Source organism: Paenibacillus sp. cl123 (genome assembly GCF_900101595.1).
Classification (GTDB): domain Bacteria; phylum Bacillota; class Bacilli; order Paenibacillales; family NBRC-103111; genus Paenibacillus_G.
The window spans coordinates 281,670-307,154 of the sequence record NZ_FMYY01000002.1; the positions used below are offsets into that span (position 1 = coordinate 281,670).

The 25,485-nt window shown below is 51.5% G+C and carries 25 protein-coding genes; 21 read left to right on the forward strand and 4 right to left on the reverse strand.

Going from position 1 to position 25,485, the window contains the following annotated elements:
- Window positions 1–4 precede the first annotated feature (4 nt).
- The 8 genes from BLR08_RS05325 (at window position 5) to BLR08_RS05360 (ending at window position 6,884) form a co-directional block, all read left to right on the forward strand.
- Window positions 5–703, forward strand: a complete 699-nt coding sequence (locus BLR08_RS05325) for a peptidylprolyl isomerase (protein WP_090585904.1) — start codon at window positions 5–7, stop codon at window positions 701–703.
- Window positions 704–824: 121 nt separating this feature from the next.
- Window positions 825–1,493 (forward strand): alpha/beta hydrolase, encoded by a 669-nt coding sequence (locus BLR08_RS05330; RefSeq protein WP_072327536.1) that lies wholly within the window; start codon window positions 825–827, stop codon window positions 1,491–1,493.
- A gap of 26 nt (window positions 1,494–1,519) precedes the next feature.
- Window positions 1,520–2,161 (forward strand): YdcF family protein, encoded by a 642-nt coding sequence (locus tag BLR08_RS05335; protein ID WP_072327535.1) that lies wholly within the window; start codon window positions 1,520–1,522, stop codon window positions 2,159–2,161.
- A 93-nt stretch (window positions 2,162–2,254) separates the two neighbouring features.
- Entirely contained in the window at window positions 2,255–2,443 is a 189-nt protein-coding gene (locus BLR08_RS05340; protein ID WP_072327534.1) for a twin-arginine translocase TatA/TatE family subunit, read from the forward strand.
- A gap of 394 nt (window positions 2,444–2,837) precedes the next feature.
- The gene (locus BLR08_RS05345) at window positions 2,838–4,511 is read left to right on the forward strand and encodes a PhoX family protein (protein WP_072327533.1); all 1,674 of its coding nucleotides are present in this window, start codon (window positions 2,838–2,840) and stop codon (window positions 4,509–4,511) included.
- 44 nt (window positions 4,512–4,555) lie between these two features.
- Window positions 4,556–4,768: a twin-arginine translocase TatA/TatE family subunit gene (gene tatA / locus BLR08_RS05350; RefSeq protein WP_072327532.1), complete on the forward strand. Its 213-nt coding sequence runs from the start codon at window positions 4,556–4,558 to the stop codon at window positions 4,766–4,768.
- A gap of 32 nt (window positions 4,769–4,800) precedes the next feature.
- Complete coding sequence (tatC, locus tag BLR08_RS05355) at window positions 4,801–5,523, forward strand: twin-arginine translocase subunit TatC (RefSeq protein WP_072327531.1); 723 nt, start codon at window positions 4,801–4,803, stop codon at window positions 5,521–5,523.
- A 389-nt stretch (window positions 5,524–5,912) separates the two neighbouring features.
- Window positions 5,913–6,884, forward strand: a complete 972-nt coding sequence (locus tag BLR08_RS05360) for an AAA family ATPase (RefSeq protein WP_072327530.1) — start codon at window positions 5,913–5,915, stop codon at window positions 6,882–6,884.
- A gap of 52 nt (window positions 6,885–6,936) precedes the next feature.
- Here the strand turns inward: BLR08_RS05360 and BLR08_RS31005 are convergent, their stop codons facing one another.
- A complete protein-coding gene (locus tag BLR08_RS31005; RefSeq protein ID WP_072327529.1) occupies window positions 6,937–7,629 on the reverse strand; it encodes a hypothetical protein in 693 nt (230 codons plus the stop codon).
- 130 nt (window positions 7,630–7,759) lie between these two features.
- Window positions 7,760–7,978, reverse strand: a complete 219-nt coding sequence (locus tag BLR08_RS05370; RefSeq protein WP_072327528.1) for a DUF2905 domain-containing protein — start codon at window positions 7,976–7,978, stop codon at window positions 7,760–7,762.
- A gap of 135 nt (window positions 7,979–8,113) precedes the next feature.
- Here BLR08_RS05370 and BLR08_RS05375 point away from each other — a divergent pair, with 135 nt between their 5' ends.
- The 5 genes from BLR08_RS05375 to glnA all read left to right on the forward strand — a co-directional run bounded on the left by BLR08_RS05375 (window position 8,114) and on the right by glnA (window position 13,693).
- A complete protein-coding gene (locus BLR08_RS05375) occupies window positions 8,114–8,827 on the forward strand; it encodes a YheC/YheD family protein (RefSeq protein WP_072327527.1) in 714 nt (237 codons plus the stop codon).
- Between the two features lie 352 nt (window positions 8,828–9,179).
- The gene (gene hflX, locus BLR08_RS05380) at window positions 9,180–10,514 is read left to right on the forward strand and encodes a GTPase HflX (protein ID WP_072327526.1); all 1,335 of its coding nucleotides are present in this window, start codon (window positions 9,180–9,182) and stop codon (window positions 10,512–10,514) included.
- Window positions 10,507–11,754: a methionine gamma-lyase family protein gene (locus BLR08_RS05385; RefSeq protein WP_072327525.1), complete on the forward strand. Its 1,248-nt coding sequence runs from the start codon at window positions 10,507–10,509 to the stop codon at window positions 11,752–11,754. Before hflX ends, BLR08_RS05385 begins: the two co-directional genes overlap by 8 nt.
- Window positions 11,755–11,854: 100 nt before the next feature.
- Window positions 11,855–12,268: a MerR family transcriptional regulator gene (locus BLR08_RS05390; RefSeq protein WP_072327524.1), complete on the forward strand. Its 414-nt coding sequence runs from the start codon at window positions 11,855–11,857 to the stop codon at window positions 12,266–12,268.
- 87 nt (window positions 12,269–12,355) lie between these two features.
- Entirely contained in the window at window positions 12,356–13,693 is a 1,338-nt protein-coding gene (glnA, locus tag BLR08_RS05395; protein WP_072327523.1) for a type I glutamate--ammonia ligase, read from the forward strand.
- A gap of 142 nt (window positions 13,694–13,835) precedes the next feature.
- Here the strand turns inward: glnA and lexA are convergent, their stop codons facing one another.
- Window positions 13,836–14,456, reverse strand: coding sequence for a transcriptional repressor LexA (lexA, locus tag BLR08_RS05400; RefSeq protein WP_072327522.1), 621 nt, complete (start codon window positions 14,454–14,456; stop codon window positions 13,836–13,838).
- A 150-nt stretch (window positions 14,457–14,606) separates the two neighbouring features.
- Here lexA and BLR08_RS31570 point away from each other — a divergent pair, with 150 nt between their 5' ends.
- The 5 genes from BLR08_RS31570 (at window position 14,607) to BLR08_RS05425 (ending at window position 17,719) form a co-directional block, all read left to right on the forward strand.
- Window positions 14,607–14,963, forward strand: coding sequence for a LysM peptidoglycan-binding domain-containing protein (locus BLR08_RS31570; RefSeq protein WP_256257339.1), 357 nt, complete (start codon window positions 14,607–14,609; stop codon window positions 14,961–14,963).
- Between the two features lie 153 nt (window positions 14,964–15,116).
- Window positions 15,117–15,314, forward strand: a complete 198-nt coding sequence (locus BLR08_RS05410) for a DUF896 domain-containing protein (RefSeq protein WP_072327521.1) — start codon at window positions 15,117–15,119, stop codon at window positions 15,312–15,314.
- Window positions 15,315–15,325: 11 nt separating this feature from the next.
- Window positions 15,326–16,315: an aldo/keto reductase gene (locus tag BLR08_RS05415; RefSeq protein WP_072327520.1), complete on the forward strand. Its 990-nt coding sequence runs from the start codon at window positions 15,326–15,328 to the stop codon at window positions 16,313–16,315.
- 45 nt (window positions 16,316–16,360) lie between these two features.
- Window positions 16,361–16,873, forward strand: coding sequence for a hypothetical protein (locus tag BLR08_RS05420; protein ID WP_083536572.1), 513 nt, complete (start codon window positions 16,361–16,363; stop codon window positions 16,871–16,873).
- 54 nt (window positions 16,874–16,927) lie between these two features.
- Window positions 16,928–17,719: an HAD family hydrolase gene (locus BLR08_RS05425; protein WP_072327519.1), complete on the forward strand. Its 792-nt coding sequence runs from the start codon at window positions 16,928–16,930 to the stop codon at window positions 17,717–17,719.
- Between the two features lie 110 nt (window positions 17,720–17,829).
- On the opposite strand, the gene BLR08_RS05430 is transcribed toward BLR08_RS05425, so the two are convergent.
- Window positions 17,830–18,372, reverse strand: coding sequence for a 1,2-dihydroxy-3-keto-5-methylthiopentene dioxygenase (locus tag BLR08_RS05430; protein ID WP_072327518.1), 543 nt, complete (start codon window positions 18,370–18,372; stop codon window positions 17,830–17,832).
- Window positions 18,373–18,657: 285 nt separating this feature from the next.
- Between BLR08_RS05430 and metH the strand changes: the two genes are divergently transcribed.
- The 3 genes from metH to BLR08_RS05445 all read left to right on the forward strand — a co-directional run bounded on the left by metH (window position 18,658) and on the right by BLR08_RS05445 (window position 25,330).
- Window positions 18,658–22,092 carry a methionine synthase gene (metH, locus tag BLR08_RS05435; protein ID WP_072327517.1) on the forward strand — a complete coding sequence of 1,145 codons (3,435 nt, stop codon included), beginning with the start codon at window positions 18,658–18,660 and terminating at the stop codon, window positions 22,090–22,092.
- Window positions 22,093–22,186: 94 nt separating this feature from the next.
- On the forward strand, window positions 22,187–23,134 hold the full coding sequence (gene rnz, locus BLR08_RS05440; protein ID WP_072327788.1) for a ribonuclease Z: 948 nt from the start codon (window positions 22,187–22,189) through the stop codon (window positions 23,132–23,134).
- Window positions 23,135–23,665: 531 nt separating this feature from the next.
- On the forward strand, window positions 23,666–25,330 hold the full coding sequence (locus BLR08_RS05445) for a GspE/PulE family protein (RefSeq protein WP_072327516.1): 1,665 nt from the start codon (window positions 23,666–23,668) through the stop codon (window positions 25,328–25,330).
- Window positions 25,331–25,485: the final 155 nt, after the last annotated feature.

Below are 25,485 nucleotides of genomic sequence, written 5' to 3' on the forward strand. Positions count from 1 at the left end.
AACCATGAGTATCCAAATGACCCGGACCACGATCGGAATCGCGCTCTCGTCGCTGCTGCTGGCAGGCATGATGCTGTCGGGCTGCGGAACGAAACCCGCGCCGGCCGATCAAGGAGCTGGAGGCAGTTCCGGCGCACCGGCGCAGGGCGGCCAAACCGAGCAAGCAAAGCCGAAATCCTGGTCGTCTCCTCCGGCCATGACCATTGATACCGCGAAGACGTACAAGGCGGCCGTGACGACCTCGCAAGGGACGTTTACGATTGAGCTTTACCCGAAGGAAGCGCCCAAGACGGTCAACAACTTTGTATTTTTGGCGCGGGAAGGCTTCTATAATGATGTGGTGTTCCATCGGATTATCCAGTCTTTCATGATTCAGACAGGAGATCCTAAAGGGAATGGAACGGGCGGACCGGGATACAAGTTCGAGGACGAGCTCAAAACGACGCGCAAATACGAGCCGGGTATTGTCGCTATGGCGAACAGCGGTGCGAATACCAACGGCAGCCAGTTTTTTATTTGTACAGGGGAAGACAGCAAAAATTTGAACAGAACCCCGAATTATACGATATTCGGAAAAGTAATTGAAGGGATGGATACGATCCAGAAAATTGCGGCAACGCCGGTGGAAGCCGGAGGCGAGCAGGTACCGAGCAAGCCTACGCAAAAAGTGGTCATTCAGTCCATCGCCATTACGGAAAAGTAAACCCGGGAGCAGCGTGAGAGGTCATACTCACGCTGCTTTCAGATTTTTTCGTCGCGTCCCGTTGCTGGCAAGGGAACCGTCTCGGGTGGCATATCGTCTAATGGAAAGGAGAGAGACATAGATGAAGGAACGGGGTTGTCTGCTGCTGCATGGGTTCACGGGTGGTCCGTTTGAGGTGGAGCCGCTGGCGGATTATTTGCACGGTCTTGGCTACGAATGCCGGATCCCGATGCTTCCCGGCCATGATCAGGAGCTGCGGGAGCTGGGCCGCGTCAGTTGGAGAGATTGGCTCGATGCGGCGGCGGGCGAGGCTTACGAGATGAGCAGGCAATACGAGACGTTCGACGTGGTGGGCTTCTCGATGGGCGGGCTGCTGTCGGCCTATGTGGCCAACCGGTTCCCGATCAGGCGGCTTGTCCTGCTGAATGCGGCTGCTATCTATGTGAGCCCTCTGCTGTTGATTCGGGACTTGGCGGAGCGGATGAGGCTTCATGACTGGGAGCACTGGGGACGCGTTAAGCGCGTGCCGCTGCTGGCCACTCTGCAGTTCATGAAGCTGGCCCGTTATGCGAAGACGCGCGAGCTGGGACGGGTGGCCGTCCCCACCTTGATCGCTCAAGGGCGCAAGGATCAGATCGTTCACCCCCGGAGCGCCCGTTATATTTATAACCGGCTTCAGGGGGATAAGGAACTGATCTATTTCCCGCAATCCAGACACATGTTATGCTTCGAGCCCGATGCTCCCGAAGTGTTCAGGACGGTCGGGCGGTTTCTCTCTCTGCCGAATTAAGTTCAGCCAGAGACGGAGAGTGGGATATGGAGACACAGAAGCGCGGCAATTTGAAACGAATAGGCGGTCGAACCTCCCGCTTGCTGCTGGGACTAATGCTCGTATTTGCACTGGGTATGGGCGGTATTCAGTGGAGAATGATCACCTTGCCCGATCAGTCTCTTCCTCCGGCGGATGTAGGGATTGTGCTGGGAGCAGCCTTATGGCAGACTGAGCCAAGTCCGGCTCTCAAGGAGAGGCTGAACCGCGCTGCCGAGCTGTACAAGGAAGGCGTGACTCCCAGGCTCATCGTCAGCGGGGGTTACGATCGGGAGGATTCCGAGCTGACGGAAGCGGAGGGTATGCGTAATTATTTGGTCAAGCAGGGCATTCCGGCGGAGCATATTGAGCTGGAGCAGGAAGCGCGCAGCACCTACGAAAATTTAAAGTTCAGCCAGGCTGTGATGGAGCGTCATGGCTGGAGATCGGCCGTGATCATTACGCATCGGTATCATGCGGTGCGGGCATTGGATATTGCCCGATATGTCGGGTATGAGCAGCCGAAGGTTTCGCCTATGGATTCGAGCGTACTGATGATGGCCTGGCACCGGAGCCGTGAGACGCTTGCTATTTACAAATGGGAGTGGGACAAGCTGCAGCTGGTGCTGGGGCGTCAGCTTAAAGGCTGACCATGCGCCAGTCGCAAAGGCAAGCATATCATTCTGCGCTCACCTATGCTATAATTCATAACAAGAATGTACTCCAGAAACGGGGTGATCACATTGCCATTTAATATTGGGATCGGCGGACTGATCTTGATTTTCGTTGTTATCCTGCTGCTATTCGGACCTTCCAAGCTTCCTGAGCTGGGACGGGCTGTTGGCCGGACGCTGTCGGAATTCAAGGAATCGACCCGAGGACTGACTTCGGGGGATAAGGAAGACGAGAAGCCGGAGACGAAGAAAGTTTAATTCGGATAAAACCGTTTGAGCAAGCGCAGCCTGTTTGAGGGGAAGCGCGTGATTTCTGACCGCCGGGGATAAGCTGCAGAGCTGATCCTCGGCGGTTTTTTTGACTTGCTGGAAAGTTTATCCCTTACATCCGACGATGCTTCAGGGCGGCGCCACAGATGATAAAATGGGGCTGGAATGGGCTAGATTGCGGACGCAGGATTGTACGAAGGGAACGGAAGAAGTTGTTGGAACGGAACTCCGTAGTAGTTGGCGCATGAAACCGACCGCATGTAATTCCCGCCTCCAATACCTTGCTGCCATTTACATAATCTTCAAACGCTCGTAACATTCCGATGATCTTGGAACCGTATGCTTGTCTATGGAATCACAATTGTCTATAGGGAGTGTACATATGGAAAAAAACATGGATCGTCGAACGTTTCTTTCTTATTTGGGCACCGGAGCCGCCGCTCTGGCTACGGCCTCGGCCGGTCTGGGCGTGCTGGAGGGCAAGGCTTCGGCAGCTTCTTCGACTGCCGATCATCTGTTTGGCTTCAAGACCAATAAAGTCAGCGGTTATTTTGAGCCGATCCAGCCTTCCTCGGAAGATCAATTGCTGCTCCCCAAAGGTTTTAAATACGATGTGATCGCGGCGCTGGATGATGTGATCAACCAGGCTGGAGAAAGATTCGGTGAAGGCTCCGACTACAATGCTTTCCTGCCGATCGACGGATCGAATTCACGCGGACTGCTGGTAAATAACCATGAATACACGTCTATTTTCGGTCTCGGGCCGATTAAGGACGGAAAGAAAACAAAGGAGCAAGTGGAAAAAGATCTGTATTATCAGGGAATGTCCGTGCTCGAAGTATTCCGTGACGAGGACGGCGTCTGGAAGATGGACACTGCCTCCAAGTATGCTCGCCGTATCAACGGATTTACGAAATTCGAATTCACAGGTCCGGCGAAAGGCTCCGCTGCGCTGAATCATGCCGCGACGGCTCAAGGGACGTTCGCCAACTGCTCGGGCGGCGTAACGCTGTGGAATACGGTGATGTCCTGTGAGGAGAATTTTTCCGAGACGGCAACCGATGCGGGGCTTCCGTTAACCCACTATGGCTGGGTCGTGGAAATCGATCCGTTTGACGGCTCTTTCCTGAAAAAGCATACCGCTCTCGGGCGCTTTAATCATGAGAACACGGCGATGGGACTGGCCAAGGACGGCCGGGTTGTCGTCTATATGGGCGATGATAAGAAGGACGCCTGTGTCTATAAATTTGTAACGAAAAACAAATATGTGTCTGCGAACGGGCGCGCCAACTCCGACCTGCTGGCGGAAGGAACTTTGTATGTGGCTAATCTGAAGAGCGGCAAATGGATTCCACTGACCTATGAAGCGATGGCCAAGACGCTGGACAATGAGAAATTCAAAGCCCCTGCAGGTGTCAAGGGAACCCGGGAGGAGCTGCAAAAGCTGTTCCAAAGCCAGGCGGATATCGTGACGAATTGTCACGAGGCGGCACTGATTCTTGGCGGGATGCCTACCGACCGTCCGGAGGATGTGGAGATTTCGCCTTTCGACAACACGATCTTCATCTGTCATACGAATAATGACTCGCACGGCAATATTCACGGGCATATTACGCGAATTTTCGAGAAGGACAACGACCTGGCTTCAACGGAATTCGACTTCGAAATTTTTGCTGCCGGCGGCCGTCAATCCGGCTTCAGCTCGCCTGACAATCTGGCGTTCGACTCGAACGGCAATCTGTGGGTCGTTACCGACATTTCCAGCTCCTCGATCAGCAAGGGCGTATACGCATCCTTCGCTAACAATGGGCTGTTCGTCATTCCGACACAGGGACCAAGCAAGGGGAAGGCGCTCCAATTCGCCTCCGGACCTAAGGACTGCGAGCTGACCGGGCCATACTTCACCCCGGACGAGCAGACCTTGTTCCTCTCGATCCAGCATCCGGGAGAAAACACAACGGATCTGGAGAAGCCGACGAGCTTATGGCCGCACCGCAAGGGCGACAAGAAAGCCCGCGGAGCCGTTGTGGCGATCAGCGGCTTCAAGCTGAAGTAGGTTCTGGCCGCGAGGAAACGAACATCACCTAAGGAGATGAGCATATGCCATTCGGCAATATTGGAATACCGGGACTTATATTGATTCTTATTATTGCGCTAATCATATTCGGGCCTTCCAAGCTGCCCGAGCTCGGACGGGCTTTCGGACGCACCTTGAGCGAGTTCAAAACTGCCACGCGCGCTCTTGTGAACGGGGAAGATGAAAAAGCGGCCGAGGCGGGCAAGGCGCAGCCTGCGGCAGGCAAGGAAAGCTAGGCTCAATTGGCGGAGAAGGTGCAAAACAGGTTATGGATAAAAAGGATATGCATGTGTTCGGCCATCTGGAGGAATTGCGGAAGCGTCTGATTATTACGCTAGCGGCTTTCCTGGTCGCCTTAATCGCAGCATTTCTGTACGCGAAGCCCATCTACCATTGGCTTGTCCGAGATTTGGGAGGACAGCTGACCGTGCTTGGTCCTACCGATATTTTATGGGCTTATCTGATGATCTCGGGGGTATTCGCGATCGGCGTTACGATCCCCGTGGCGGCTGTGCAGGCGTGGCTGTTCGTAGCGCCCGCATTGTCCGAAGAGGAGAGAGGAGCGGCGCTCGGGTATATCCCCGCTTTAACGCTGCTGTTCGCAGCGGGGATTGCTTTTGGCTACGCCGTGCTGTTTCCGATGGTTTTGTCCTTTCTCAGGGAAATGGCCGAAGGACAAGTTCAAACCTTGTACACGGTAGACAAGTACTTTAAATTTATGCTGAACTTGACGCTGCCCCTCGGTCTGCTGTTCGAAATGCCTGTTGTCGTCATGTTTCTGACGAAAATCGGCCTATTGAACCCTTACCGGCTGGCCAAGGCGAGGAAAGTGTCCTATTTTGCGCTGATTGTCATTTCGATCACGATTACGCCGCCGGATTTCATCTCGGATGTGCTTGTGATCGTCCCGCTGCTGATTTTGTATGAGTTCAGCGTCACCTTATCCAAGTGGGTGTACCGGAAGAAGCTGAACGCTGCGGCAGCGGCCTGAAGGCGGCGTACAGCTGGGGTAGCTGTCGTCTCATAGCATGGCAAGTTTGTTTACGAATCGGCAAAGCCGGCGGCCTCGAAGGCGCCGGCTTCTTTGTATGAAGGCGACTAGGAGAACATCCGCGGCACGTTCCGAAAGTCATTTTGAAAAATAAAACAGACAAAATCCGCCCGGCTTGTGCGTATATATTTACCACCAAAGAAGAGGTGATGTGACGCATGAATGGATGTGTTCGGCCATCGGATCAAATTCAGATCACGAAAAATGCCCGACAGATCGATGTCGTGCAAGGAATAAATTATCAAAACCAGAAGTCGTAGCTCTTTATCCGCTCGCATATCCTTTAGAATAGGAATGGCTCTTCTGAATCAAGAGAAGGGGATGGATGGATGAGTGAAGATACCCGTTTGATCACCAAACGAAATCGGCAAATTAATGTTGTTTTTAAACCATCAGAGGCAGAACAGGCTATAGAAAAAGCAGAGGTTAGACAACTGGTTCATGATACAGATACATTCTCCGATATCTTCAGAGAACTGGATGAGATGATCGGCCTCGAGGATGTTAAAGAGCTGGTTTTTCAAGTGTATGCAATGCTTCAGGTAAAAAAGTTTCGAGATGAAGCCGGACTTCAAACTGGCAGCCAGGTATATCATATGATCTTCAAAGGGAACCCGGGGACGGGCAAAACTACCGTTGCGCGAATCCTTGGAAAAATGTTTAAGTCGATGGGTTTTTTATCGAAAGGTCATATGATAGAAGTGGAAAGAGCAGACTTGGTCGGTGAGTATATCGGCCATACCGCGTTAAAGACCCGGGAATTGGTCAAGAAGGCATTGGGAGGGGTCCTCTTTATAGATGAGGCCTACAGCCTTGCGAGGGGCGGAGATAAGGATTTCGGCAAGGAGGCCATCGATTGTTTAGTGAAGTCCATGGAGGACTATAAAAATGACTTTATTTTAATTCTTGCCGGCTATCCGACTGAAATTGAAAATTTTTTGCTTACAAATCCCGGGCTTCCTTCAAGATTCCCAATTCAGGTGGAGTTTCCAGACTATACCGTTCAGCAATTAATTAAGATTGCTAATAAGCTTGCCGTAGAAAAAGACTACGTCATAACATCAGATGGAATTATAAAAATTCGAGAGCGGTTGAATCAAGAGGTATTTTCTTTAAATTTTAGCAATGCGCGGTTTGTTCGCAATCTGATCGAGAAAGCGATTAGACATCAAGCAGTAAGAATTGTGCGAAAAAGCGCACCACCCACAAAACAAGATTTGATTAACCTGATTAGTGAAGATTTTGTTATGGATGAGGAGATTCAAGCCAGCAAACTTGATAAGTTCTCTAAATTTGCATAAACCTAAAATAGGTAAAGATCGCAAAAAGAGCTGCCATTGGCAGCTCTTTCATCTACTTGGAAATATCAAACCTGTTGTCTTTTAATCCAGTGATTAGACCAAACTTATTGTTATTATTCCAAGTCATTGGATAATAGGTTACATCATTATAAACTAAAAAAGGATATTCCTCTTTCCCATTATCGACCCATGTATCATTCACATAAATATTGAACGAAGGAAGATGAGCATACATGTTTGCAGGTTGAGCAGAGGATGCTTCGATACGTTGAAACCGCACACCTTGTCCAATTTTTGCGTCAGTTTTTCTTAATGATAAGCCTACTTCATTCGACCAATTGCTTTCAATTGTAAGTGTTGAACACATATCATAATTCAAAGGCGCGTAGATGATATCATTGTACATAAAAAACGGGTATTTTAAAGTTGAATTTTGAGCATCCGAAGCTCCGGATTCATAGTTAATGAGAATTCTAAATGTAGGAAGAGTAACTTTAACATGTCCTTCTGGGATAACCTCTTCGATGACCGGTGCGGGGGCTGTAGGTTCATTCGATGGGAACTCACCTATAAAAAAGCCGCCGGTATGCGAGTGATATCCTTTGCACAGACGTTTCATTAATGCCTCATATGAACATTCATGGCCGCCGTATTTGTCGAGTTTTCCTGGGTGAGCAAAAGAAGGAGAGGTTAGTAGAACAGCTAGAACTATCGACACGAGAATAGGTAGTTTTGAGAAGCGCATAGTAATTCACTCCTGGGTATAGTTATTAGTACCTATTCGACAATAGCAGATTATGTCTTTAGTCGCAATGCGGAATTCAAAAATTTACGATAGGCCAGTTAGGGCCAGACTCATTCATCATTAAAAACTCCTATTTAAAAAACCTTATCAGGTACATAATGACAGACAGAATAACACTAATAACAAGACATGTAACGACTGGGAAATAAAATTTAAAGTTTTCTCTTTCAACTACGATATCGCCAGGCAGCTTCCCGATATTTATGAACTTTGATAAAACAGCCCATAAGACACCTATGATCATAAGTACAGCACCGAGAGTGATTAATATCTTTGGAATGGAATTCATGATTCACCTCCTGCTGATTATTATAAATCATGCATTGAAAAATTATCCAAGTGTCCAGAATCATTGGGCACCCACACCTTTTCCATTTCTGTTGGCATATATTACTTTCGTGTCAATAAATGGAGGTGTAATTAAGTGGGCAAACTAGGAAAACACAATTTCATGAAAAAATATAATCGTATTAATACAGTATTGCCTGATACGCGTGCAGCTACAAAAGCTAATCTAGTCAGCATGATAAACAAGTATGATTCTCTCTACTTAAAACCAAATGTGGGGACAGGTGGCTTTGGAATTTATAAGATCATTAAAAAGAATAACAGCTTTATATTAAAAAGTGGAACTCGCTCAACAGAATATAAGTCTTTTCAAGCTTTATACGGTTCTATTCAAAGGGTGGTAAGCAAAAAGAAATATGTGGTGCAAAAAGGTATTGACTTATTAAAACATGAAGGGCGTCCATTCGATATAAGAGTGATGGTGCAAAAGAACAGAAATAGGCAGCTCGAAACAACGGGCATCATTGGGCGACTGGCTAAAAGGAACAAGATAGTTACTAATTATCACAATGGGGGCACTCCCATGAAAATAGATTCTTTACTCAAATCTCATTTGAGAGGATCTCAGAGAGCGAGTGTAATAAAAAAGATTGAATCATTAGGGAGGGAAGCAAGTGTTGTCCTGGGGAAAAGCCTCCGCGGAAATAAAGCTTTCGGGGTTGATATCGCTATTGATTCGAAAATGAAACCATGGGTGTTAGAGGTTAACACTAGGCCGGATATGAGCATTTTTAATACTTTAAAAGACAAAACGATGTACAGGAAGATACTAAAGTATTCGAAATTTTGAGGATGAGCGTTTGCTTATCCAAATACATACAAGGTTAATCATAAATCTTGCTAAAGGAGAAATCCAAGTCTCGATTGATTAATCTATTTTCTAAAGGTATCATAAAAACTAAACAATTTAGAAAGTCAACTGGAGGAATTTGAAAAAAATTACATGAAAATGGAGAAGTGGAGATAATATGGGGGCAGGTCAGCTGATGGACCGTATAGTTCGGGAAATCCAGCTTAAACAATGAATCCCGCTACGGAGCTGAAGCTGTGTCAGCAGATCGCGAATGAGAAAAATCAACTGGAGATTGCGATCGGCAGCGCGCGGTTCGTTCGCAATCGGTAAAGGAGACCCCTAAGATCGTATGAAACCTACCGTTCATGAGGTAACGCCGGACAATCAGGCCCGAGCTGTCCTGGTCAGCTTGGTTACCCAATCGCTCAAGCGGGAAGAATACTATGATCCCGACTACTCGCTCGCCGAGCTTGTTCGGCTCGCCGAGACTGCCGGCGTCGTGGTGCTTGGCACGCTGTCGCAAAATAAGGAGTATGCGGATTCCAAATGGTTCATCGGCAAGGGCAAAGCGGCTGAACTGAAGCAGCTGTTAGAGGAGTCGGGAGCGAACACCGCCATATTCGATCAGGAGCTGTCAGGAGCCCAAGTGCGGAACCTGGAGCAGTTTCTGGATGTGAAGATCATTGACCGCACCCAGCTTATCCTGGATATTTTCGCCGGCAGGGCGAAGACGCGCGAGGGCATCATACAGGTCGAGCTGGCCCAGCTCAGCTACCTGCTTCCGCGGTTGTCCGGACATGGCAAAAATTTATCCCGGCTGGGCGGCGGGATCGGGACTCGGGGGCCGGGGGAGTCGAAGCTGGAGACCGACCGCAGACATATCCGCGGACGGATCAGCGAGCTTAAGCGGCAGCTGCAGGAGGTCGTCCGTCATCGCGTGCTGCACCGGGAACGCCGGAAGAAGACAGGCGTCTATCAAGTGGCGCTGGTCGGCTACACGAATGCTGGCAAGTCAACGCTTCTCCGCCAGCTTACGCAAGCCGATGTGTATATAGAAAACCAACTGTTCGCCACCCTCGACCCGACTTCCAGAGCTCTCAAGCTGCCCGGCGGACTGGAGATCGTCCTGACCGACACGGTCGGGTTCATCCAGAACCTTCCGCATGATCTGGTCGCGGCCTTCCGGGCCACGCTCGAAGAGGTTAATGAAGCCGATCTGATTTTGCATGTCGTCGATAGCTCCACGGATATGATGGCCGTACAGATGCGGGTGGTTGACGAGGTATTGGAGGAGCTGGGCGCTCATGGCAAAGACCGGATCACGTTGTTTAACAAAACCGATCTGTGCACGCCGGAACAGCGCGAGATGCTGACGACCGGAGGGGAGTTTCTGCGGATATCGGCCTATGTGGAATCGGATCTTGGCCGTGTGCTGGAGGCATTGGAGAAGCATCTGATGGGAGGCAGTCGGCTGTTCCGCATTCCGGCCGATAAGGGCGATGTAATCTCGCTGGTGTACCGGGTAGGCGAGGTGCTGGAGAACGAAATGGTTGGGGAAGAGATGTTGTTCAAGGTTAGAGTAAACACGAAGGAATACAACAAACTGGGCTACTTGCTTGCTGCTTACGATTCGGCGCGGCAGGCGCATGGGGATCATGAGGGAGAGACGACGGAGTATGTTTAATGAGCAGGTGCTTGCCTGGATGGAACGGGCGGAGCAGGTTACCGATGGGAAGCTGAAGGATATCGACCGGACGGTCGACCGCAATCAATGGAAAGTGATCGGCGCTTTTCAGAAGCATAAAGTAAGCGATTATCATTTTGCAGGTTCTACCGGGTACGGATACAATGACCGCGGACGCGAAGTGCTTGATCTCGTGTACGCGGATGTTTTCGGGGCGGAGGCGGCGCTTGTGCGTCCGCATTTCGTCTCGGGAACGCATACGATAGGGACCGCCTTGTTCGGCGTGCTGCGTCCGGGGGACGAGCTGCTGATGATAACGGGCCGGCCGTATGATACCTTGCACAAGGTCATCGGCAAGCCGGGAGACGGCCAAGGCTCGCTCCAGGACTGGGGCATCGGCTACGGGGAAGTATGCCTGCGCGAGGACGGCAGCCCCGACTGGGAGGAAATTGCCAGACGCATCTCCCCGAAGACCAAGGTGATCGGCATACAACGCTCGCGCGGTTACTCGTGGCGGGCTTCTTTTACGGTCGGACAAATTGCGGAGATGGTGCGGTTTGTCAAAGAAGTGAAGTCTGATGTGATCGTTTTCGTCGATAATTGCTATGGTGAGTTTACGGAATTGCAGGAGCCATCGGAAGTAGGAGCCGATCTGATCGCGGGCTCGCTGATCAAAAATCCGGGCGGAGGGATTGCTTCTACGGGAGGCTACATCGCCGGGAAGCGCGAGCTCGTCGAGCTGGCTTCCTACCGGCTGACGGCTCCCGGCATCGGCGGCGAGGTAGGAGCCATGCTGGGAACCTTGCGCGCGATGTTCCAGGGCTTGTTCCTGGCTCCCCATCTGGTCGGACAAGCCGTGAAGGGCTCTGTGTTTGCGGCGGCCGTCTTCGATGAGCTCGGCTTTGTCACGCATCCGAAATGGAGCGATCCGCGGACAGATCTGATCCAGGCGATCCGTTTTACCGGACCGGAGCATCTGATTGCATTCGTGCAAGGGATACAGCAGGCGGCGGCGGTCGATTCGCATGTGGTGCCTGAGCCGTGGGACATGCCGGGGTACGAGCACCCGGTCATTATGGCGGCAGGGACATTTATCCAGGGAGGCAGCTTGGAGCTGTCGGCCGATGCGCCTATTCGCGAACCTTATATCGCTTACATGCAGGGCGGGCTCACTTATTCGCACTGTAAGCTTGGCGTACTCACCGCTTTACAAAATATGAAGGACCGCAATTTATTGTAATCATAGCTTACATTTTTGAGATAACCTAACATGACTTGACACTTTTTGTCTTCAAAGCTACAATGGAAGTAAGGTTTTTCCTGTGTTAGGGGTGATAGTTATGGGTGATGATATCCGCAGAAATATGGCCCTTTTTCCTATCGGTATCGTGATGAAGCTGACAGATCTGACAGCCAGACAAATCCGGTATTACGAGCAGCATGAATTGGTCATACCAGCAAGAACCGGCGGCAATCAGCGCTTGTATTCATTCAACGATGTGGAGCGTTTGCTTGAGATCAAGGACTTGATCGAGAAAGGCGTCAATATCGCCGGGATCAAGCAGGTGCTGCTGCCGGTCGACAAGGATTCGGAGGATGCGACGGTGGTCAGCGAGCAATCCGAAGTCAAGCGGCGCGAGCTTACGGACTCCCAGCTCCATAAGATGCTCAAGCAGCAGCTGATGGGCGGGGGAAAACGGCCGAATCATGTGTCGTTGATTCAGGGCGAGCTGTCGCGCTTTTTTAGAAAGTAAGGACCAACTGGGAAGCACCGGCGCCGCTTGCAAAGGCGGCATCGGATCGGCCGCATAAGGCATGCAGCTTAAGGAGGAGAATAGACTGTGACAGAAAGAACTTATACAAAAGACGATATTTTACGTATTGCCAAGGAACAGAACGTTCGCTTTATCCGCTTGCAATTTACCGATTTGCTCGGCACGATCAAAAATGTTGAAATTCCCGTAAGCCAGCTTGAGAAAGCTTTGGATAATAAAATGATGTTTGACGGCTCCTCCATCGAAGGTTATGTGCGGATTGAAGAATCCGATATGTACCTGTACCCTGATCTGAACACCTGGGTTATTTTCCCTTGGGTAGCGGAAGACCGCGTAGCCAGATTGATCTGCGATATTTACTTGCCGGACGGACGCCCGTTCCCAGGCGACCCGCGCGGTATTCTGAAGGCGGCGCTTAAGGAAGCGGAAGAAATGGGCTACACGGCGATGAACGTAGGGCCGGAGCCGGAGTTTTTCCTGTTCAAAACGGACGAGAAAGGCAATCCTACCCTGGAGCTGAACGACCAGGGCGGTTATTTCGACCTTGCGCCTACCGACCTTGGCGAGAACTGCCGCCGCGAGATCGTGCTTACGCTCGAAGAGATGGGCTTTGAGATCGAGGCTTCCCATCATGAAGTCGCACCGGGCCAGCATGAGATCGATTTTAAATACGCAGATGCCATTAAGGCCGCAGACCAGATTCAAACGTTCAAGCTTGTCGTAAAAACCGTCGCACGCCAGCATGGCTTGCACGCTACCTTTATGCCCAAGCCGCTATTCGGCGTCAACGGCTCCGGGATGCATGCGCACCAATCGCTGTTCAGCGGTAATGAAAATGTTTTCTACGATGAAAGCGACAAGCTCGGCCTGAGCAAGGTTGCCCGTCAATACATGGCAGGCATTCTGCGTCATGCGCGCGCTTTTACAGCGATTACGAATCCTACGGTCAATTCGTACAAGCGTCTTGTTCCGGGCTATGAGGCTCCTTGTTACGTAGCCTGGTCGGCCAGCAACCGCAGCCCGATGATTCGGATTCCGGCTTCCCGCGGGCTGAGTACGCGCGTCGAGGTTCGCAATCCGGACCCGGCGGCCAACCCGTATCTGGCCCTTGCCGTAATGCTGAAGGCCGGTTTGGATGGCATTAAGAACAATATGCAGCTTCCTCCTCCTACGGACCGCAACATCTATGTCATGTCCGAGGAAGAGCGCGAAGAGCAAGGCATTCCAAGCTTGCCCGAAAGTTTGAAGCAGGCGCTGGACGAGCTGCTGCGCGACGATGTAATCTGCGATGCGCTCGGCGAGCATGCGCTGGCTCACTTCGTGGAACTGAAAGAAATCGAGTGGGATATTTATCGCACGCAGGTCCATGCCTGGGAACGCGATCAATATATGAGCTTGTATTAAAAATAGGCCGATCGACGGGCGTCCGGATTCCGGGATGCCCGTTTTCTTTTCGATGGAGCTGCGAACAACACAAAACCCCTTTGGTTCCTCGCCGGACGTATGCCGGTCGGAGGAGCCGAAGGGGTTTTGTGTTATAAAGGGATTAATGGATATTGCGGAAAACGCCGATGACCTTGCCGAGTATGGATACATTCGTCAGGCGCAGAGGCTCCATCGTCGGATTTTCGGGCTGAAGGCGGATATGATCTCTTTCTTTGTAAAAGGTTTTGACCGTAGCTTCGTCTTCTTCGGTCATGGCAACGACGATCTCGCCGTTGTTGGCGGTTTGCTGCTGGCGGACGATCACATAGTCGCCGTTGTGAATGCCGGCATCGATCATGCTCTCGCCGATGACGCTTAACATGAAGACATTGTTATCTCCGACAAAATGGCTTGGCAATGGGAAGTAGTCCTCGATGTTCTCGGTCGCCGTAATCGGCACGCCGGCAGTTACCCGCCCGATGAGAGGCACGTGGGCAACGGCCACCGCGTAGGCATTGTCCCCCTCGGAGCCGTCCAAAATCTCGATAGCGCGAGGCTTGGTCGGGTCGCGTCTGATCAAGCCCTTCTTCTCCAGTCTCTCCAGATGTCCGTGAACGGTCGAGCTGGATGCCAGTCCCACGGCTTCGCCAATTTCGCGAACGGATGGAGGGTACCCCTTATCTTTGACCTCGGTTTTAATAAAATTAAGAATGGCCTGCTGCCGTGAGGAAATCTTGCTCATGGTATCACTCCAATTATAGGGAATTATTAAAACGAAGTATAACATAGAATAGCCGTTCGTACAAACATAAGTTCGAAAATACGTTGACACAAACGTTTGTTCGTGTTAATTTAAGAACAAGAACAGAACAAACGTTTGGGGGACATGGACATGATACAAACGATTCCATTTCATTCGGAGGCGCGTTCCGCTGCCGGCAGCCGGGCAGCTCATAGATCTAACGGACATGCGGGGCGCCTTGTCGTGATTGCTGCGGTTCTTGTCGCACTTCTAGTAGGCAGCGGCGCGATTATGCTGTTTGCCGGAGATTCCGATGTTTATGCAGCCGACATGCAGCCTGTAAATCATCCCGCCATTGTTGTCAGCAGCGGTGAATCTCTGTGGACGATCGCAGCCGTTTATAAATCTTCGGACGAGACCATTAAAGAATACATATATAAGATTAAGAAGTTGAACGGATTGAAAGAGTCTTCGCTGCGTTCCGGCCAGAAGCTGCTTCTGCCTTAGCGGGCTAAAGCAGGACCCTTGTTCGGTAACGGCTTCTCTTGACAATGCATGCCCGCAATGTCAAAGTATAATTTGAGCTAGTGGAGCGAGTTTGGCGTGAATACTCACGAGCAATCTCTCGCTTAGGCAGATGATGATACAGGGAGGACCGGCATGCAGGAATCCGAACATGACGAAACCGTAAAAAGAATTAATGAGCTGGCCCGCAAGGCGAAAGCCGAGGGACTGTCCGAGGCTGAAATCGAAGAGCGGAATCAGCTGCGCACCAAGTATATCAATTCGTTCAAAGCTTCCTTGCGGACTCAGCTTGACAACATCAAATTTATTGATGAAGATGAGGAGAAGAGATAGGAGGGGTTTGAATGAATTATCGCGTTCTGGGTAAAAGCGGTCTGGTCGTGTCAGAGCTGTGCTTAGGTACGATGACTTTTGGCGCTGCCACCAACGAAAGCGACTCTATTGAGATGATTGACCGTTTTCTGGAACGTGGCGGTAACTTTATCGATACAGCGAACGTGTATGTCTCGGGAAAGTCCGAGGAGATTGTCGGCAAAGCGATTCGCAGCCGCCGCTCCGATGTGGTATTGGCCACGAAGGTGAGAATGGCTACTGGCTCGGGCGTCAATCAACGGGGCTTGTCGCGCAAGCATATTATGGACGGTGTGGAAGACAGTCTGCGACGCCTGCAGACGGATTATATTGACCTTTATCAAGTGCATGTCTGGGATCACTTGACTCCGATCGAGGAAACGCTCAGGACATTGGACGACTTGGTGGCCAGCGGAAAAGTTCGCTACATCGGATGTTCGAATTTTCTAGGCTACCAATTGATGAAGTCCTTGGCTGTCAGCGATTATAACCGCTATGCGCGGTTTATTTCCATTCAGCCGCAGTACAGCTTAGTCAGCCGCGAGATGGATCGCGAGGTTTTGCCAGTAAGTCTGGAGGAGAATGTCGGCGTCATACCATGGGCCCCGCTTGGCGGAGGTTTCCTGACGGGACGTTACAAACGCGGTCAGGAGCCGAGCGAAGGCAGACTGTCGTCCAAAGCCGGGGAAAGCCGTTGGGAGCTGCGCAATACGGAGAAAAACTTCCGTATCCTGGATGAGGTTCTGGAAGTGGCCAAAGAGGTGGACAAGACCCCTGCCCAAGTAGCGTTGAATTGGCTGATTAACAAGCCTGGGATTACGGCTCCGATATTCGGCGCCCGTACGTTGGAGCAATATGACGACAATATCGGTGCTATAGGCTGGAAGCTGTCGGAGTCACAGTGGGAGCGACTGGATCAGATAAGCGCTTTGCCGTCCGAGTATCCGTATCGCTTTATCGAAAAATTTCGTCGTGAGCTGTAACCACGAGATTAGCCTTCTATAAGACATACATAAGGGGATTGAACGATGTCATCTCGCAAGTGGGAACGCATGGTGCGCAAAAACTCCAAAGTTGCTGCGCGGCGCAATCAAAGCGGAAGTACGAGCTCGGCTGTAAAAGCGACGGACGGCTCGGTTACCTTTAAGGGGAGAAGCTGGCTGCTTCCCTTATTATTGATCGTTATCGGGATATTTTGTTTTGTCGTTTTCCGGAGGATGCCGGGTCAGGAGTCGATGTATTGGGTGACTGGCTCAAGCTATATCGTGCTGGCACTGCTGATGTATTGGGCTAGACGACCGCTGCTGAAGGTCGGCAAAACTTCCCTGACTTCGAGACGGTTCGGTGGGGACCGGGTCGTGGAAGCTTCGAAGATCCAGGATATTACGATTACGAAGGACACTGTTATTGTCACTATAAGGCCCAAAGGCAATCGCTGGGGCTTCTCCAAAACATTTCACAGGATGCCTATCGAAGCGATGACAGAAAAGCTGGCCGAGTTTGCCTCCAAAAATAATGTGGAGTTCAAGCAGACTGTATAAAAGGCATGTCATTTATCGATTTAATTAGATTAGGGGAGAAAGAGGAACTTAACGATGACCATCAAGGCGGTTTTGTTTGACCTGGACGATACGCTGCTGTGGGATGACCGCAGCGTGAAAGAGGCTTTCGAGGCAACTTGTCAGGAAGCTGCCCGGTATTATGATTTGGACCCAGCGCGCCTGGAGGAAGAAGTGCGTCGGGAAGCGAGAAGTCTCTATGAGACATTCGAGACATTCCCGTTTACCAAAATGATCGGGATTAATCCGTTTGAAGGTCTTTGGGCGAATTTCACCCAAGGGCATCAGCAAGAGTTCCGTAAGCTGGAGGCACTTGCGCCGGGTTATCGCAAGGAGTCTTGGACGCGCGGCTTAAAAGCGTTGGGGATTGAAGATGCGGAGCTGGGAGCCAAGCTGGCCGAACAGTTTCCGGCTGAACGCAGAAGGCGCCCGATTGTGTATGAGGAGACATTTGAGGTGCTGGACCAATTGAAGAGCAAGTACAAGCTGCTGCTGTTGACCAACGGTTCTCCCGATCTGCAGAAGGAGAAGCTCGCCGGCGTGGCTCAGCTAGCTCCTTATTTCGATCATATCGTGATATCGGGAGAGTTCGGCGAAGGCAAGCCTGCCGCATCTATTTTCCATCATGCGATGGAATTGCTGCAGATTACGCCGGAGGAAGGCGTTATGATTGGCGACAAGCTGACCACAGATATTATGGGGTCGAACGCTGTAGGGATGCGCAATATGTGGATTAATCGTCATGAGCTTGAGCTTACGGGGGATAACAAACCTGTCCATCAAATCCGTTCTCTTCGTGAGATAGAACCGATTCTGGCCTCCCTATAAGAAAATGTATTGGATACGAGCGGTGTTCGCTATATGCGGAGCCGCTTTTTCGTTTAGATATGCAAACAACCCGGCATCGCAGCCGGGTTGTTTTTGTAGATGCTTTGATATTAAGCCTTCTGGAACGAGGCGTCTTCATACGGATGCGCGATCCAGCCCTCTGTTTCGATGAACAGACGCACGGCAACGATCTGGCGGTTATCCATCAGAGTAAAGAAGTGTGGCTTATGCTCCGGTACGGAGATCACATCGCCGGCTTCAAGCTCCACATCGAAATATCCGACATCGTCCGTGCCTTTGATAATAAAAATGCCGCGTCCCGCCGTTATGGCGCGAACTTCGTCTTCGGTATGAGTATGCACTTGCTCGAATTTTTTTAGCAGCTCATCAAGATTTGGCGTAGCCTCGGACAAGGCGATCAAATCCCAGGTCTGATAGCCGCGGCGGCCAGCCAGATCACGAATTTCCGTGTCGAAGGTGGAGAGGATCTGTGCTTTTTCCTCATCTGTCAGCGTAAATTTCTCCTGTAGCTCGGCGGGAAGCTTGCCGGGATTCCAGTGTTCATACAACACTTCTTGATTTTCTAGAAAAGCGCGAACGTTTTCTTCGCCCCGGATGCGTTCATCGGTATTGCGGATTCGGATCTCTGCCATGGGGTAGCCCTCTTTCTAAATGGAATAATGACTTCTATTACGTATTATAGTAGACGCGAGCGCGTCTGTCGATCTACAATAACTAACCAAACCGATAGGATTTATGAAAAATATGTGTTTTTTATCTGAGTTTCTTTTCTTCATGTCATGTTTCTGCTACACTAAAGTTTAATATCCGAAATATATGATAAGAAATCGTTCGCTTCGCGGAGGGAGCGATTTCGTTCTGCCAAGGGTTGAACGGCAGCTGACGACCGGCACGGTAAAGAAGGGAAGGCTGGAAATATGGCAAAGTTGAGTTTGAAGGAACAGCTTAAACGTAAAATCATGATATTGGACGGTGCGATGGGCACGATGATCCAGCAGGAGGATCTGACCGAAGAGGACTTCGGCGGAGAAGAGCTGGACGGCTGTAACGAAATGCTCGTGCTGACTAGGCCGGATGTGATTCAGCGTATCCATGAGCAGTATTTTGCCGCGGGAGCCGATATGGTCGAGACCAATACATTCGGCGCGACGAGTGTGGTGCTCGCCGAATACGATATCCAGGATAAAGCCAGAGAAATCAATCTGGCGGCAGCCAAGCTGGCAATCGCAGCTGCCAATAAATACAGCACGCCGGAATGGCCGCGTTATGTAATCGGGGCGATGGGCCCTACGACCAAAACTTTGTCGGTTACAGGTGGCGTGACATTCGAGGAGCTCGTCGATAGTTACTGCGAGCAGGCGCTGGCCTTGATTGAAGCGGGCGTAGATGCACTGCTGCTTGAAACATCGCAGGACACGCTTAACGTAAAAGCCGGGAGCATCGGGATCAAGAATGCCTTCGAGGCAAGCGGCACTAAGCTTCCGCTGATGATCTCCGGTACGATCGAGCCTATGGGAACGACTTTGGCGGGTCAAAATATCGAATCGTTCTACATCTCGCTGGAACATCTCGATCCGATCTCCATCGGACTAAACTGCGCGACGGGCCCCGAATTCATGCGCGATCATATTCGTACGTTGTCCGAAATCGCAGGCACGGCTGTCAGCTGCTATCCGAATGCCGGCTTGCCTGATGAGAATGGGCAATATCATGAATCTCCGGAGTCGCTTGCGAAAAAAATTGCCGGGTTTGCCGATCAGGGATGGCTGAATATTGCCGGGGGCTGCTGCGGCACGACGCCTGAGCATATCCGGGCGATGGCCGAGACGCTGAGCTCATACAAGCCGCGTCAGCAGCTGGGCTCGCACCCGGCAGCCGTATCCGGGATCGAGACGGTGTATCTGGAGGAAGATAACCGGCCGATCATGGTCGGCGAGCGGACGAACATCTCCGGCTCGCGCAAATTCAAGCGGCTGATTAAAGAGGGCAAGTTCGAGGAAGGCTCCGAGATCGCCAGGGGGCAGGTTAAGAACGGCGCCCACGTGATTGATATCAACCTTCAGGACACGGATATTGACGAAGCGTACGCGATGGAGAATTTCCTGAGCTTCGTCACGAAGAAAGTCAAAGCACCCCTCATGATCGACTCGACCTACGATCATATCATAGAGCTGGGTCTCAAGCATTCGCAGGGTAAAGCGATCATTAATTCGATCAACCTGGAAGACGGAGAGAGCAAGTTCGAAAGCATCGTACCGCTTATTCATAAATACGGCGCTGCCGTTGTTATGATCTTGATCGACGAACGGGGGCAGGCAGTCACCCGTCAGGCGAAGCTTGAGGTGGCGACTCGCGCGTATGATTTGCTTACGAACAAGTACGGCTTGAAGCCGCACGATATTATTTTCGACCCGAATATGTTCCCGGTCGGCTCCGGCGATCCTCAGTACATCGGTTCGGCCGTCGAAACGATCGAGGGTATTAAGCTGATTAAGGAAAAATATCCGGAATGCAAAACCATTCTCGGTCTCAGCAATATTTCCTTCGGCTTGCCGGACGCGGGACGCGAGGTGCTCAATGCCGTCTACTTGTACCATTGCACCAAGGCGGGACTTGATTATGCGATCGTAAACACCGAGAAGCTGGAGCGGTATGCTTCGATCCCTGAAGAGGAGCGCAAGCTTGCGGAGGATCTGATCTATAACACGAACGACGATACGCTGGCTGATTTCGTCGCGCATTTCCGAACGAAAAAGGTTGAGAAGAAAGAGAAGATTTCGAACCTGTCCCTGGAGGAGCGGTTGGCCTCTTATGTGGTGGAGGGGACAAAGGACGGCTTGCTGCCCGACCTGGAGGAAGCGCTGAAAACCTATGCTCCGCTGGAAGTTATCAACGGACCATTGATGCGTGGCATGGAAGAAGTCGGAAGGCTGTTCAACAACAATGAGCTGATCGTGGCGGAGGTGCTGCAGAGCGCCGAAGTAATGAAGGCGTCTGTCGCTTATCTGGAACAGTTCATGGAGAAGTCCGAGAGCGCGGTCAAAGGGAAGATCATTCTCGCTACGGTAAAGGGCGACGTTCATGACATCGGCAAAAACCTGGTAGAGATCATCTTGTCGAACAACGGGTACAAAATTATTAATCTGGGCATCAAGGTGCCGCCGGAGCAGCTGATCGAAGCTTACCGCAAGGAGAAGCCCGATGCGATCGGACTGTCAGGGCTGCTGGTCAAATCCGCTCAGCAGATGGTGGTGACCGCCCAGGATTTGAAAACGGCCGGCATCGATGTGCCGATCCTGGTAGGCGGCGCGGCGTTAACCCGCAAATTTACGAAAACCCGCATCGCTCCCGAATACGACGGCATGGTTCTGTACGCCAAGGATGCGATGGACGGGCTGGATATCGCCAACAAGCTGAGCGACCCTCAGCAGCGTCAGCAGCTAGTCCGCGAGCTTCGCGAGAGCATCGAATCGGATGTGAAGGAGGCGGGCCGCAAGGAAGAGGCTATGCCTGCTTTGTCCCGCGTGAGGACCTCGGATGTGGACCGGACGCTTCCGGTACAAGTTCCGCCCGATCTGGAACGCCATGTACTGCGCGATTTCCCGATTAGCCATCTGATCCCTTACGTCAACATGCAGATGCTGCTTGGTCATCATCTCGGGCTCAAAGGCAAAGTCAATCAATTGCTGGCCGAAAAGGATCCCAAGGCTTTGCAGCTGAAGGAAACCGTAGACGGCATTCTCGCCGAAGCCCAGGCCCAAGGTATTATTCAAGCCCACGGGATGTATCGGTTTTTCCCGGCGCAGTCCCGCGGCAACGAGGTGCTTGTGTACGATCCGCAGGATCAAACCAAGGTGCTGCAAAGCTTTACGTTCCCGCGGCAGGAAAAAGAACCTTTCCTCTGTCTTGCCGACTACCTGAAGTCCGTAGACAGCGGAGAGATGGACTACGTCGGTTTCCTGGTCGTAACTGCCGGTCATGGCATTAGCGATCTTGCGACGCTGTGGCGGGATAAAGGCGACTATCTTCGCTCTCATGCCCTTCAGGCTGCGGCGCTGGAGATGGCGGAAGGGCTGGCCGAACGCGTGCATCAGCTGATGCGGGATAAGTGGGGATTCCCTGACCCGGCGGAGATGACGATGCAGGAACGGTTCGGAGCCAAATACCGCGGCCAACGCTTTTCGTTCGGCTACCCGGCTTGCCCGAATCTCGACGATCAGCAGCAGCTGTTTGCCCTGCTTAATCCGTCGGATATCGGGGTCGAATTGACCGAGGGCAGCATGATGGAGCCGGAGGCTTCGGTCTCGGCGATCGTATTCGCTCATCCGCAGGCCCGTTATTTTAACGCTTAATGAATTTGGGTTATACTAGAAAGAGTGGGGCATGAAGCTCCACTCTTTCGCTGTATGGAAGCCGCAAGAGCGGTGGAAGGAGGGGTGGATGGAGATGGAAATTTATTTTCTTGGAACCGGGGCCGGAATGCCGTCCAAGGAGCGCAATGTGACCTCCATTATGCTGAATCTGCTTGCCGAGCGGAACGCATACTGGATGTTCGACTGCGGGGAAGGGACTCAGCATCAGATTCTTCGCGCCCCTGTGAAAATCAGCAAGCTGGAGAAGCTGTTTATCACGCATCTTCATGGCGATCATATTTACGGCTTGCCGGGCTTGATGTCGAGCCGATCCTACCAAGGGGGGGATACGCCGTTCACGATTTACGGTCCCCGAGGCATCCGGGAATTTATTGAGACTTCGCTGAGGATCAGCGACTCGCATCTGGGATATGAAACTCATATTGTCGAAATGGAAGAAGAGAGCAGCGGCCTGCTGTTTGAGGATAATCAGGTACGGGTGGAATATGCTCCGCTGGTGCACCGGATCGCCAGCTTCGGCTTCCGCATTACGGAGAAGGATCAGCCCGGGAAGCTGCTGACCGATAGGCTCAGGGAGCTGGGGGTGGAAGCGGGGCCGCAATACGGGCGTATCAAGAAAGGCCAGCCTGCCGTGCTGGCAGACGGTCGGGAGATTGCCGCTTCCGAGTTCCTGGGTCCCCCTGTGCCGGGACGTATCATCACTATTCTGGGCGACACTCAGCCTTGCGATAATGCCGTCGCGCTTGCCAGTCAGGCTGATCTGCTGGTCCATGAGGCGACTTTCGCCGAGGCGCGCAAGGAGATGGCGATCCGCTACGATCATTCCACAGCGATGGATGCCGCTCGTACGGCACAGCAAGCCGGCGTGGGGACGCTCATTATGACCCATATCAGCTCCCGTTACCAGGAGCATGCTGCCGATGAGCTTTTGCGCGAGGCGCAGTCGATTCATCCTCAGACCTATTTAGCGGCTGATCATTTTCGCCTTGATATCCCCCTTCGCGGGGGAAGGGGCCATTAAACAAGGAAGCCGAGCAGGTCGCTGTCTATAAGGGGAAGCGAGGAGCCGCAACAGTATGCGGCTTCTTTTGGTTCAGGCGAATTCAAATCTATCTGTTCAAGAGAGAGGGTCCAATGAGAACTATCGAAATAAGAACTGGAACTAGTTTCTTCTTGCCTGTCTTCTGTGAATGATGACGAACGCTAAACCTTGCCGTATGGCATGTTGTGGAAATATTCGGTAATAATATCACTTGACTTTTTAGTAATGAAGAAGTTTGCATGGCTTGGATGGCGGAGATGGGTCCTTGGAATGTGATAATATTGTTAGATAATGTCGAAATTTACAAAACGTTAGTGAATTTGATCTAATTTTTCGTTGACGATTTGCATAGGCTTATGCTTAAATGAATGTAAATGAATAACTTAGAAGAGCGATGAGTGGAAGCCTGTATGTGGGCGCTTGGGCAGCCATGAGCAAGTAGCGCAACCGACCTGAGTGTTATCCGATCCAGGTCTTTTTTGTATTCGGTTGGAATGAGGGGGAACTAGGATGGCACCTCGCAAGCGTATAGGCGATCTGCTGGTAGAAGCCGGACTTTTGACCCAGGAACAGCTGTCGAAGGCGCTTCAGGAACAGCGGGAAACGAAGATGCGGCTCGGCGAGTTTCTGATTAACCGCAGCTATATTACCGAGCAGCAGCTTATTGAAGTGCTGGAGTTCCAGCTGGGCATTCCGCATATTCAACTGTTCCGGCAAAAGATAGATCCCAAGGTGATCAATCTGATTCCTCAACGGGTTGCCGAACAGCATCAGGTGCTGCCTGTGCGAGTCGACGGCAACAAGCTTTTGCTTGCGATGGCCGATCCGCTCGACTATTTCGCTATCGACGAGCTGCGGATGAGCACAGGGCTGCGGATTGAGCCGACGATCGCCGCCCGCGAGGAGCTGCAGCGGGCTATTCGCAGATATTACGGCCTGCAGGAATCCGTAGAGCAGATCAGTCAGATTTTGCAGACGCGTGAAGCGGAGGAAATTACCACCCAGATCGAAGACGAGAATTCACCGGTCGTGAAGACGGTGAACCAGATTATTATACAAGCCGTACAAGTTGGCGCCAGCGACATACATATTGATCCACAGGAGGACGCCCTGCGCATACGGTACCGGGTCGACGGCGTGATGCGGACCGAGCGGACGCTTCCGCCTCATATGCAGCGGGTTCTTGTTGCTCGTATTAAAATTATGGCCAATCTCAATGTGGCCGAACGAAGACTTCCTCAGGACGGACGCGTAGAGATCGAGAATGAATTCCGCAAAGTAGACATCCGGATATCCACGCTTCCTACGATTCATGGAGAGAAGGTCGTTATGCGGGTGCTTGATCTGGGCAGCGCACTGACGGATATTGAGAAGCTTGGTTTCTCGGAGAGCAACTACCGGCAATTTATGAAAGGTATTCAGAGCGCACACGGCGTAGTACTCATCACGGGTCCAACTGGAAGCGGAAAAACATCGACGCTTTACTCTGCGCTCGCCCGGCTGAATTCGGATGATATCAATGTCATCACGATCGAGGACCCGGTTGAGTATCAGCTGCCCGGAATCAATCAGATTCAGGTCAATACGACAACAGGGCTGACATTTGCCCGCGGGCTTCGTGCGATACTCCGGCAGGACCCGAACATCGTCATGATCGGTGAGATCCGGGATATGGAAACCGCTGAGATCGCGGTGCGTACGGCGATGACCGGCCATCTGGTACTGAGCACGCTGCATACGAACAATGCTGCCAATACGGTAACGAGACTTATTGATATGGGGATCGAGCCGTTTCTGATCGCTTCTTCGCTCAAAACCATTGTCGCCCAGCGACTCGTCCGCCGGGTATGTCCATCCTGCAGCCAGGAGAATGAGCCGACGGTAGAGGAGAAGCGGTATCTGGGAGAGCACGGCTACTCGTTCGGAAGCCTTCGGCGCGGGGCCGGCTGCGTAGAATGCGGACGTACCGGCTATAAAGGCAGGCTGGCCATTCATGAGGTGCTCACCATTGATGAGACGTTGAAGTCCATGATTTTGGAAAAACGGGCGGATAGCGATTATCAGAAGTATGCGGAGTCCAAATCGCTGATTCCATTAATCAGGGACGGGTTGAATAAGGTGGTTAGCGGTCAAACGACCGTCTCCGAGGTCATTCGCGTGCTGGGAAGCTATTGAGGCGGCTGCCGGAAGTGTCAAGAATCTATAAAAAATAATTGATAATGGATTTCTTTCGATATGCCGCGCCGTATAATGGAATGGTATGGAATAGGTTGTAATACCTATATTTACAGGATAATTATCCTATGAATGAGGAGCGGGGAGAGTTTTAC